The sequence below is a fragment of the Methyloversatilis discipulorum genome (assembly GCF_018780585.1).
Classification (GTDB): domain Bacteria; phylum Pseudomonadota; class Gammaproteobacteria; order Burkholderiales; family Rhodocyclaceae; genus Methyloversatilis; species Methyloversatilis discipulorum_B.
The window spans coordinates 19030-28763 of sequence record NZ_JADMJL010000042.1; the positions used below are offsets into that span (position 1 = coordinate 19030).

10 protein-coding genes are annotated in these 9734 nt (G+C 69.2%); 6 read left to right on the forward strand and 4 right to left on the reverse strand.

Features of this window, described 5'->3' with window-relative positions; all coding sequences use genetic code 11:
• Positions 1 to 8: 8 nt before the first annotated feature.
• Both IV112_RS17330 and lolD read left to right on the forward strand, forming a co-directional pair.
• Positions 9 to 1253 carry a lipoprotein-releasing ABC transporter permease subunit gene (locus IV112_RS17330; RefSeq protein WP_304005607.1) on the forward strand — a complete coding sequence of 415 codons (1245 nt, stop codon included), beginning with the start codon at positions 9 to 11 and terminating at the stop codon, positions 1251 to 1253.
• Positions 1246 to 1917, forward strand: coding sequence for a lipoprotein-releasing ABC transporter ATP-binding protein LolD (gene lolD, locus IV112_RS17335; protein WP_304005609.1), 672 nt, complete (start codon positions 1246 to 1248; stop codon positions 1915 to 1917). The genes IV112_RS17330 and lolD overlap by 8 nt, the downstream gene beginning before the upstream one ends.
• 133 nt (positions 1918 to 2050) lie before the next feature.
• Here the strand turns inward: lolD and IV112_RS17340 are convergent, their stop codons facing one another.
• On the reverse strand, positions 2051 to 2308 hold the full coding sequence (locus IV112_RS17340; RefSeq protein ID WP_304005612.1) for a hypothetical protein: 258 nt from the start codon (positions 2306 to 2308) through the stop codon (positions 2051 to 2053).
• A complete protein-coding gene (locus IV112_RS17345) occupies positions 2305 to 2868 on the reverse strand; it encodes a DUF2062 domain-containing protein (RefSeq protein ID WP_296807409.1) in 564 nt (187 codons plus the stop codon). Before IV112_RS17345 ends, IV112_RS17340 begins: the two co-directional genes overlap by 4 nt.
• 171 nt (positions 2869 to 3039) lie before the next feature.
• On the opposite strand from IV112_RS17345, the gene IV112_RS17350 reads away from it, so the two are divergent.
• From IV112_RS17350 to IV112_RS17360, 3 genes are all read left to right on the forward strand, one after another.
• Positions 3040 to 5391 carry a ComEC/Rec2 family competence protein gene (locus IV112_RS17350; RefSeq protein ID WP_304005615.1) on the forward strand — a complete coding sequence of 784 codons (2352 nt, stop codon included), beginning with the start codon at positions 3040 to 3042 and terminating at the stop codon, positions 5389 to 5391.
• A 62-nt stretch (positions 5392 to 5453) separates the two neighbouring features.
• Positions 5454 to 6365 carry an alpha/beta fold hydrolase gene (locus IV112_RS17355; protein ID WP_304005618.1) on the forward strand — a complete coding sequence of 304 codons (912 nt, stop codon included), beginning with the start codon at positions 5454 to 5456 and terminating at the stop codon, positions 6363 to 6365.
• The gene (locus IV112_RS17360; RefSeq protein ID WP_304005621.1) at positions 6365 to 6922 is read left to right on the forward strand and encodes a DUF1415 domain-containing protein; all 558 of its coding nucleotides are present in this window, start codon (positions 6365 to 6367) and stop codon (positions 6920 to 6922) included. Before IV112_RS17355 ends, IV112_RS17360 begins: the two co-directional genes overlap by 1 nt.
• Before the next feature lie 24 nt (positions 6923 to 6946).
• Here the strand turns inward: IV112_RS17360 and IV112_RS17365 are convergent, their stop codons facing one another.
• Complete coding sequence (locus IV112_RS17365) at positions 6947 to 7219, reverse strand: hypothetical protein (protein WP_304005624.1); 273 nt, start codon at positions 7217 to 7219, stop codon at positions 6947 to 6949.
• A gap of 69 nt (positions 7220 to 7288) precedes the next feature.
• Positions 7289 to 8620, reverse strand: coding sequence for a sensor histidine kinase (locus tag IV112_RS17370; protein WP_304005626.1), 1332 nt, complete (start codon positions 8618 to 8620; stop codon positions 7289 to 7291).
• 260 nt (positions 8621 to 8880) lie between these two features.
• Here IV112_RS17370 and IV112_RS17375 point away from each other — a divergent pair, with 260 nt between their 5' ends.
• The gene (locus IV112_RS17375) at positions 8881 to 9651 is read left to right on the forward strand and encodes a pseudouridine synthase (RefSeq protein WP_304005629.1); all 771 of its coding nucleotides are present in this window, start codon (positions 8881 to 8883) and stop codon (positions 9649 to 9651) included.
• The last annotated feature ends 83 nt before the right edge of the window (positions 9652 to 9734 follow it).

Here is a 9734-nt window from a genome sequence, read left to right on the forward strand (position 1 = left end):
CCGACCCCATGAACTACGAAATCCTGCTCGGCCTGCGCTATGTGCGGGCGAAACGGCGCAACGGCTTCATTTCCTTCATATCCCTGATCTCCACCTTCGGGCTGGCGCTCGGGGTGGCGGCGCTGATCACCGTGCTGTCGGTGATGAACGGTTTCCAGAAGGAGTTGCGCACCCGCATCCTCGGCGTCGCCTCGCACATCCAGGTGACCGGCTACGACAACGAACTGGCCGACTGGCAGCAGGTGGCCGACGCCGTGCTGAAGAACCCCGAGGTCAAGGCGGCCGCGCCCTATGTCAGCGAACAGGCCATGCTGTCCTTCGACCAGACGGTGCGCGGCGCCATGGTGCGCGGCGTGCTGCCGGCGGCCGAGGACGGCGTGGCCGATTTCAGCCAGCACATGCGCGCCGGCAAGCTCACCGATCTGCAACCCGGCGGCTACGGTGTGGTGCTGGGCATCGAACTGGCGCGCGCGCTGCAGGTGCAGATGGGCGACAAGGTGACGCTGATCGCGCCGCAGGGGCTGGTGACGCCGGCCGCCGTGCTGCCGCGGCTCAAGCAGTTCACCGTGGTCGGCGTGTTCGAAGCCGGACATTTCGAATACGACGCCAGCCTCGCACTGATCCACATGCAGGATGCGCAGACGCTGTACCGGATGGAAGACCGCGTGTCCGGCGTGCGCCTGAAACTGGGCGACCTGTTCGACGCGCCGCGCGTGGCGCGCGAGCTGCACGCCCAGCTGTCCGGCCAGGAGCTGCTGGTCGGCGACTGGACCCGCCAGCACGCCAACTTCTTCCGCGCCATCGCGATCGAGAAGAACATGATGTTCATCATCCTGTCGCTCATCGTCGCGGTGGCGGCCTTCAACATCGTGTCCATGCTCATCATGGTGGTGACCGACAAGCAGGCGGACATCGCCATCCTGCGCACGCTGGGTGCCAGCCCGGCCAGCATGATGGCGGTATTCGTCGTGCAGGGTGCCATCATCGGCGGCTTCGGCCTGCTGCTCGGAGTGGCCGGCGGCGTGCTGCTGGCGGCCAACCTCGACGTGGTGGTGCCCGCCATCGAGAAGATCGTCGGCGTGTCGCTGTGGTCGTCCGAGGTGTATTTCATTCCGGAGCTGCCGTCGGAAATCCTGATGAGCGACGTCGTGACGGTGACGCTGATCGGCGGCGTGCTGACCCTGGTCGCCACGCTGTATCCGAGCTGGCGCGCGTCGCGTGTGCAACCGGCGGAGGCGCTGCGCTATGAGTGAAATCGTGCTGAGCTGCCGCGGGCTGACCAAGGTTTTCCACCAGGGCAAGGTCGAGGTACCGGTGCTGTCCGGCGTGGATCTCGACGTCATGCGCGGCGAGCGGGTCGCCATCGTCGGCGCCAGCGGCTCCGGCAAGAGCACGCTGCTCCACTTGCTGGGCGGGCTGGATGTGCCGAGCGCCGGCAGCGTGTCACTGCTCGGTCAGGACTATTCGTCGCTCGGCGAGGCAGCGCGCGGCAGCTTGCGCAACCGCGCGCTGGGTTTCGTCTACCAGTTCCACCATCTGCTGGCCGAGTTTTCGGCGCTGGACAACGTGGCGATGCCGCTGATGATCCGCCGGCAGACGCGCGCCCAGGCGCGCGAGGCGGCCGCGGCCATGCTGGCCGAGGTCGGTCTGGCGCATCGGGTCGAGCATCAGCCCGGCGAGCTGTCCGGCGGCGAGCGGCAGCGTGTCGCCATCGCCCGCGCGCTGGTGACGCAACCGGCCTGCGTGCTGGCCGACGAACCGACCGGCAACCTCGACAGCCGGACGGCCGACGGCGTGTTCGACCTGATGCTGACGCTGAGCCGCACCCGCGGTACCAGCTTCGTCATCGTCACCCACGACGAAAGGCTGGCGGCACGCACCGACCGCACCGTGAGGCTGGTGGACGGCCGGTTCTGACCCGGGCTGCAGCGGCCTGTCGGGGTCAGAAGACCCCTCCCACAGAATCTCGGCTCAGGCTCCGGAAGTGTCTCGGGCGCCTCCCCTGTGGGAGCGGCTCTGGCCGCGACCCGGCGGACGAAGGTGCGCGGCGCTAGGGCGGCGCGCTGCCCCACAAGGCCGCGCGCAGGTCGGCGTCGGCGATCTCCTCCAGCCGCTGCTGCACTGTCGTCGCGAACGCTTCCGGCGCGCGCCCGGATCTGACCACGGCAATCTGCATGCGCAGATCGTCGATCATCGCCCACTCCTCGTCGGACAGCAGCGTGCGCGTGTCGGGCGCCGCGCGCGTGCGGGCGTCGAGGTCTCCGCCGAAGCGCTGATAGAGCGCGAATTTCTCGCGTGTGAGCGTCATGGCTTTCGGCGTCGCTCGGCGCGGCGGCGCCAGCTGCGGATCAGATGCCAGCGCCAGGTGCCGAGCACGGCCACGTAGCCGAGCCCGGCCAGCGTCAGCGCCAGCAGCGGCAGACCGATCAGCAGCGGCTCGCCGAGCGCGAAGAACCAGTCGGCCAGCGCATGCATCCAGCCGCTGAAACCGGCGTCGTCCGGAATGACCGGCGCGTGAAACTGCGCGCCCTCCGGCATCTGCAGACCGAGCAGCGGCATCACCAGCCGGCCGTAGGCCCAGGCGACCGCATACAGCGGCACGATGGTGAGCGGGTTGCTGTAGAAGGTGACCACCAGCGCCAGCGGCAGGTTCACCCGCAGCAGCACTGACAGCAGCGCCGCACCGAGCATCTGCAACGGCCCCGGTATCAGTCCGGCAAACAGTCCCACGGCGACGCCGCCGGCGCAGCTGTGGCGGTTCAGTCGCCACAGACGCGGGTGACCCAGGGTATCGGCAAAGGGCGCCAGCCAGCGGTTGCGGCGCAGGCTTTCGGTGTCGGGCAGGTAACTGCGGATGATTTTCTTCATGTGTGGGGGCGGGTCGTCGCGCACAGCGTAGCGTCAAGACGAGCCGCCGGGGCGTGGCCGACGTCGCATCCTGCCTGCTCTGGATCGGCGCCGCGAGCGGAGGTTCCGGCCGCGGGTGGCGGAGGGTGTCATCGAGATATGCCATATGGGTGGTTGGGCGATAATCGATGAATGTCCATCCGTCTCGCATCGTCACTGGTGGCCGGCGCCTTCCTGGCGTCGCGGCTCGCACGGCTGCCCGACTGGCCGCAGCTCGGCGCGCTGGCCGTGCTGGCGCTGGTGTGCATGCTCGCTGGGCGCCGCCTGCGTGGGCTGTCTTGCCTCGGTGTGCTGCTGGCGTCGTTCTGCTGGGCTGCCGGATGGGGGCTGACGCAGCTCGACGGGCGTCTGGAGGGCGCACTCGAAGGACGTGACATCGACATCGGCGGCGTCGTCGCGGGCTTGCCGGTGCGTATCGAGCGCGGTCTGCGCTTCGATTTCGACGTCGAGCAGGCGCCGCCCGGTGTGCCGGCGCGCATCGTGCTGAACTGGTACGACACGCGCGGCGAGCAGGCGTCGCCGGCGCGCCCCGCGTTGCCGGCCGGCAGTCGCTGGCAGTTGCGCGTGCGACTGAAGCGGCCGCACGGCAACATGAATCCGCACGGCTTCGACTACGAGGGCTGGCTGTTCGCACGCGGCATCGGCGCCACCGGTCACGTACGTATTTCCGGCGACGCCGTGCCGCGCATGCTCGACGCCGAGGCAGTGGGCGTCGGCTACGCCGTGCAGCGCGCGCGGCAGGCGGTACGCGAGCGCTTCGAACGCGCACTCGGTGTGGTCGACGGTGTATCCGTCACCCATCCTTGGGCGGGCGTGCTGATCGCGCTGGCGATCGGCGACCAGCGCGCGATTCCGCCGGCGCAGTGGGATCTGTTCGAACGCGCCGGCCTGACCCATCTGGTGTCGATTTCCGGCCTGCACGTGACCATGGTGGCGGCGCTGGCCGGCTGGCTGTGTGCGGCGGTCTGGCGCCGCGTGCCGGCGCTGGCGCTGCGCTGTCCGGCCCAGCGGGCGGGCGTGCTGGCCGGGCTGCTGGCCGCCACCGCCTACTGCGCGCTGGCCGGCTTCGGCATTCCGGCGCAGCGCACGCTCATCATGCTCGCCACCGCCAGCCTTGCGCTGCTGGCCGGGCGCTTCTCGTCGCCCTCGCGCGCGCTGGCGCTGGCGGTGGCCGTCGTGCTGCCGCTGCATCCGCTGGCGGTGATCGACGCCGGCTTCTGGCTGTCCTTCGGTGCCGTGGCGCTGCTCTTCTATGCGGCAGCAAGCGGCGTCGGCGCCGCTCACCCGCTGCGTCGCTGGCTGCGGGCGCAGGCGGCGATCACCGTCGGGCTGGCGCCGCTGACGCTTGCGCTGTTCGGCCGCATGTCGCTGCTGGCACCGCTGGTCAATCTGTTCGCGATACCGCTGGTCAGCGGACTGATCACGCCACTGGCCCTGCTGGCAGTGCTGCTGCCGATCGACCTGCTGCTGCTGAGCGCGCACGCCTTGACCTCGATGCTGATGAGCGTGGCGGCGCTGCTCACGACGCCGGACTGGGCGCTGTGGCACGGCGCCGCACCGCCGTCGTGGGCGGTTGCTGCAGGCGTGGTCGGCGCCGGCTGCGCGCTGGCGCCCGCCGGGTGGAGCGGGCGCGCGCTCGCGCTGCCGCTGATGCTGCCCCTGCTGCTCTTCACGCCGCCGCGACCGTCGCCCGGCGACATGACGGTCACCGTGCTCGACGTCGGGCAGGGGCTGGCGGTGCATGTGCAGACGGCCACGCATGATCTGGTGTTCGACACCGGCCCGCGCTATGGCGCCGAAGCCGATGCCGGCGAGCGCTTGCTGCTGCCTTACCTGCGCGCTGTCGGCGTGCGCCGGCTCGACCAGCTGCTGGTCAGCCACGCCGACAGCGACCACTCGGGCGGCGCGGCTTCGCTGCTCGATGGCATGCCGGTCGAACGGGTGCTGTCGTCGGTACCGGCGCACGACGGGCTGCGGCTGTTGCGGCCGGACACGGAGGACTGCGCCGCCGGACAGCGGTGGTCCGCCGACGGCGTGCGGTTCGAACTGCTGCACCCGCCGCCGGGGGCCGTGGCGCGCGGTGCGCGTTCGAGCAACGCGCTGTCCTGCGTGCTGCGGGTGCAGTCGGCGCACGGCGTCACGCTGATCACCGGCGACCTGCTGGCCGACGGAGAAAGCGCGCTGGTGGCGGCAGGTGCGCCGCTGGCTGCATACCTGCTGGTCAGCCCGCACCACGGCAGTCGCACGTCTTCCACGCAGGCCTTTGTCGATGCGGTGGCGGCGCGCGAGGTGGTGCATGCAGTCGGCTATCGCAACCGCTTCAATCATCCGCATCCGGCCGTCGCTGCGCGTTACGAGGCCGCCGGCGCGACCCAGCGGCGCAGCGACCGCGACGGCGCCATGCGCTATCGCTTCACGGCGGCGGGCATCGCGATCGAACGCAGCCGCGAGCAGGACGCGCGCTACTGGCACAATGGGTTTTAGGGGCTAGGGGCTAGGGGCTAGGGGCTAGGGGCCAGGGGCCAGGGGCCGAGGGAAGGGACGACATGGGCGTGATCGACAAGGTGGCGGGATGGTTCGGACGGGCGCGGCAGAGCGAACAGCCGCGGCTGCTGCACGTGCAGTGCGCCAACCCGAAGGGGCTGCACCGGATGGCCTATGCCGAGTGGGGCGAGCCGGACAATCCGCGAGTGCTGGTGTGCGTGCACGGGCTGACCCGGGTCGGCCGCGATTTCGATTTCCTCGCGCAGCGCCTGTCGGCGCATTACCGGGTGGTCTGCCCCGACGTGGTCGGGCGCGGTCGCAGTGACTGGTTGCCGGATGCGGCCGGTTATGGCGTGCCGCAGTACGTCGGCGACATGGTGACGCTGATCGCCCGCCTCGGCGTCGAGCAGGTGCACTGGTTCGGTACTTCGATGGGCGGGCTGATCGGCATGGCGCTGGCCGCGCTGCCGCAGACGCCGGTCACGCGCATGGTACTGAACGACGTCGGTCCGGTGGTGACCGCGGTCAGTCTGCGACGCATCGCGGAATACGTGGGCAAGGCGCCGAAGTTCGCGTCGCTGGACGAGGCCGAGCGCTATATCCGCGTGGTCAGCGCGCCCTTCGGCCCGCTGACCGACGCACAGTGGCGCCACCTGACCGTGCACGTGACGCGGCCGACGGCGGAGGGCGGTTTCGAAATGGGCTACGACCCGGACATCGGCAAACCGCTCGCCGCCATGCAGTTCCTCGGCGACATCGAACTGTGGAACCTCTACGACGCGATACGCTGCCCGACGCTGTGCGTGCGCGGTGCAGAATCCGACCTGCTGACGCACGACACGCTGATGCAGATGGGCGAGCGCGGCCCTAAGGCGCGCACGCTCGAGATACCCGGTGTCGGTCACGCGCCGATGTTCATGGACATCGCGCAGACCGCGCCGGTCGAACAATTCCTGCTGGAAGATTCTGCTTGATGAACAAGGACGAAATCATCGCCACCACCCGTAACTGGATCGAGAAGGCGGTCATCGGGCTCAATCTGTGCCCGTTCGCCAAGGCGGTGTATGTGAAGGAGCAGGTGCGTTACGTGGTGAGCGAGGCGAAGCACCTCGACGGTCTGCTCGAAGACATCGACCGCGAAATCAGCTTTCTTGCCGAAGCCGACCCGCAGCAGGTCGATACCACGCTGATCATGCATGCCTCGCTGCTGGAGGATTTCCTCGATTTCAACGACTTCCTTGATCTCGTGGACGAAGCGGTCAGCGAGCTGGGCCACGAAGGCGTGATCCAGGTCGCCGCCTTCCACCCGCAGTGGCAGTTCGCCGATACCGAGCCGGACGACATCGGCAACTACACCAACCGCGCGCCGTTTCCGACCATACATCTGTTGCGCGAGGCCAGTGTCACGCGCGCGGTCGATGCCTTCCCGGAGGCGGAAAGCATCTATGAGCGCAATATCGAGACGCTGCAGAAACTGGGCATCGACGGCTGGCGCGCGCTCGGTCTGCCGGACGGGCGACGCGAGCGCTGAGCGGCGCGGTCGCGTCCGCTTGCGTCAATCGAACTCGGAATAGGTGTTCAGTTCGGCGCTCAGCTTCGCCCAGTCACAGGCCTGATGGTGCAGCCCCGACGGCGTCGGGATGTCGATTGCGAAGCTGCGGCCGTCGGCGCTGAGCAGGCCGGTGCCGTGGATCGCCGGCCCGTCCGGCTGCGCCGGGTCACGCACCACCACCTTCATCGGACGCCCCGGCACGGCGGATTCGAGCCGCAGGCGGTTGGAATGATTCGTCAGGTCGACGACGTATTCACACGTGCGCGCATCAGTCATGACTCACCTCCCGCTGGATGGTGCTGTCAATCTAGCACCGTCCGCCGGTTCGCGTCAGGTGAGGCAGGTTCAGGCGGCGGCCGTTTCCGGCTCGGCCACGCGGGTGAGCGCGCTGGCGCGCGCCAGCGGCATTTCGACGATGAAGCGGGCGCCGCCGCCTGGCGGTGATTCGGCGCGGATGCGCCCGCCGTGGCGCGACACGATGCGCGACACGATGGCCAGGCCTGCGCCCACGCCCGGATGTTCGGCCGCCGGGTGCAGGCGTTCGAATACGCGGAACAGCCGGTGCGCCTGCGACGGGTCGAAGCCGGGGCCGTTGTCGCTGACCGCGTAGCAGGCGCGGCCCGACTCTATCCAGCCTTCCACCGTCACTTCGCTGCGCGGTTGCGCGCGCGAGAACTTCAGCGCGTTGTCGATCAGGTTCTGCCACACCTGACGGAACAGTACCGGGTCGGCCAGCGTGTCGGGCAGCGTGCCGATGTCGACCTTGACGCGCTTGTCGTCGCGGTAGCCGGGGTGCGAGGCGACCACCTCGCGCACCAGAGCGGCCGGGTTGATGCGCTGTACCTGCGGCGACTTGCTGCCGATGCGCGAGAAGTCGAGGATGGCGTCGATCAGCTCGCCCATGCGCACCGTGTTGGCGACGATGCGGTCCAGATACAGGCGTTGTTCGTCGTTCAGGCTGGCCGCCGCCTCTTCCAGCAGGATGCGCGAGAAGCCGTCGATGGCGCGCAGCGGCGTGCGCAGGTCGTGTGCGCACGAATAGCCAAAGGCGGCCAGATCGTCATTGAGCTGGCGCAGTTCCAGCGTGCGCGCGGCGACGCGCTCTTCGAGGTGTTCGTTCATGTCGCGCAGACGGCGTTCCGACGTTTCGAGTGCGCACAGGGTGCGTTCCTGTCGCAGCGTGGCGCGACGCAGTTCGAGTTGCGATACGACGTGACGCGCCAGTGCGGCCAGCGATTCGATCTGCCCGGCGCTGAGCTGGCGGGCGACGTGGTCGGCCACGCACAGCGCGCCGACCGCATGACCTTCGGGCGTCACCAGTGGCGCGCCGGCGTAGAAGCGGATGTGCGGCGCACCGGTGACCAGCGGATTGCCGGCGAAGCGCACGTCGGCGTGCGTGTCCTCGACCACGAACACTTCGCGCTGCGCGATCGCGTGGCCGCACAGCGCACTGCTGCGCGGCGTCTCGTCGGGCCCGCCGCCGGTACGCGCCTTGAACCACTGCCGGTCGCGGTCGATCAGGCTGATATAGGCCATCGGTGTCCCGCAGAGCCGGGTGGCCAGCAGCACGAAGTCGTCGTAGAGCGGATCGGCGTCGGTGTCGAGGATGGCGTACTCGGCCAGCACGGCGAGTCGTTCGGCCTCGTCGGGCAGGGCAGGGGCGGGCGTGAAGTGCATGTTCTGGGCGACCTCGGATGGGTGGTGTGGCCGGTCAGTGGCATACGCCGCGCACGCTGCGACCGCGCAGTCAGCCCGGGTGGGCCAGCGAGGACCGGACGGCCGCATGGTGCCGCGCCATGCTCATGTTCATGTTGATCATGGACAAGGTTCATGCCGGACATATCTTTGGCATATCACTTTGGTTTACATCGATTACCCGTGCCATTCCTCGATCTGCTGGGGCATGATCCGCGGCTCTCATGGAAGCGGACGTCTACATGCTCGACATCTTGTACCGCGACGAGGTCATGATCGCCATCGACAAGCCGTCCGGCCTGCTCGTGCATCGCACGGCGCTCGATCGCCACGAAACCGAGTTCGCGGTGCAGCGGCTGCGTGAACAGATCGGGCAGCGCGTGTGGCCGGTGCACCGGCTGGACCGCGGCACCTCGGGCGTGCTGGTGTTCGCGCTCGACGCCGTGTCGGCGCACGCGCTGGCGCAGCAGTTCGCGCAACACCTGCCAGCCAAGCGCTACCTCGCCGTGGTGCGTGGCCACCCGCCGGAGTCGGGCGAGATCGACCACCCGCTGCGCCGCATCGACGACGCGATCGACCCGCGCGGCGCACGCGAGGGCGCCGAACCGGTGGCGGCACAGCCGGCCGTCACCCGCTACCGCCGCCTGGCCGTGGCCGAAATGCCGGTGGCGATCGACCGCTACCCGAGCAGCCGCTACGCGCTGGTCGAGGCGATGCCGCTGACTGGCCGCACGCACCAGATACGCCGTCACCTGAAGCACATCGCCCATCCGGTCATCGGCGACGCGACCTACGGCAAGGGCGCGCACAACCGCTACGTCGCCGGCCTGTGCGGCGAGTCGCGGCTGCTGCTTGCCTGTATACATATGCATATCCGTCACCCGCTCAGCGGCGCCGGCATCGAACTGCGCTGCGGGCCGGGCACGGCTTTCGAGCGGCTTGCAGAGCCGTTCGGGTGGGATGCGGCGGTGCTGCGGCCGGAAGCCGCACATCCGCTGCTTGGCGGTCAGTAAGCTGATTCACGCGCGTCCGGCGGTGCGCGCCGTGCGGGCGGTCTTCTGACCGCGACAGCGGCCTGTATCGGAGCCTGGGGACT

Bases quoted from the DNA above. Each gene is read 5' to 3' on its own strand.
- IV112_RS17330 (WP_304005607.1), top strand. From the start codon at position 9: ATGAACTACGAAATCCTGCTCGGCCTGCGCTATGTGCGGGCGAAACGG.
- lolD (WP_304005609.1), top strand. From the start codon at position 1,246: ATGAGTGAAATCGTGCTGAGCTGCCGCGGGCTGACCAAGGTTTTCCAC.
- IV112_RS17340 (WP_304005612.1), bottom strand. From the start codon at position 2,308: ATGACGCTCACACGCGAGAAATTCGCGCTCTATCAGCGCTTCGGCGGA.
- IV112_RS17345 (WP_296807409.1), bottom strand. From the start codon at position 2,868: ATGAAGAAAATCATCCGCAGTTACCTGCCCGACACCGAAAGCCTGCGC.
- IV112_RS17350 (WP_304005615.1), top strand. From the start codon at position 3,040: ATGTCCATCCGTCTCGCATCGTCACTGGTGGCCGGCGCCTTCCTGGCG.
- IV112_RS17355 (WP_304005618.1), top strand. From the start codon at position 5,454: ATGGGCGTGATCGACAAGGTGGCGGGATGGTTCGGACGGGCGCGGCAG.
- IV112_RS17360 (WP_304005621.1), top strand. From the start codon at position 6,365: ATGAACAAGGACGAAATCATCGCCACCACCCGTAACTGGATCGAGAAG.
- IV112_RS17365 (WP_304005624.1), bottom strand. From the start codon at position 7,219: ATGACTGATGCGCGCACGTGTGAATACGTCGTCGACCTGACGAATCAT.
- IV112_RS17370 (WP_304005626.1), bottom strand. From the start codon at position 8,620: ATGCACTTCACGCCCGCCCCTGCCCTGCCCGACGAGGCCGAACGACTC.
- IV112_RS17375 (WP_304005629.1), top strand. From the start codon at position 8,881: ATGCTCGACATCTTGTACCGCGACGAGGTCATGATCGCCATCGACAAG.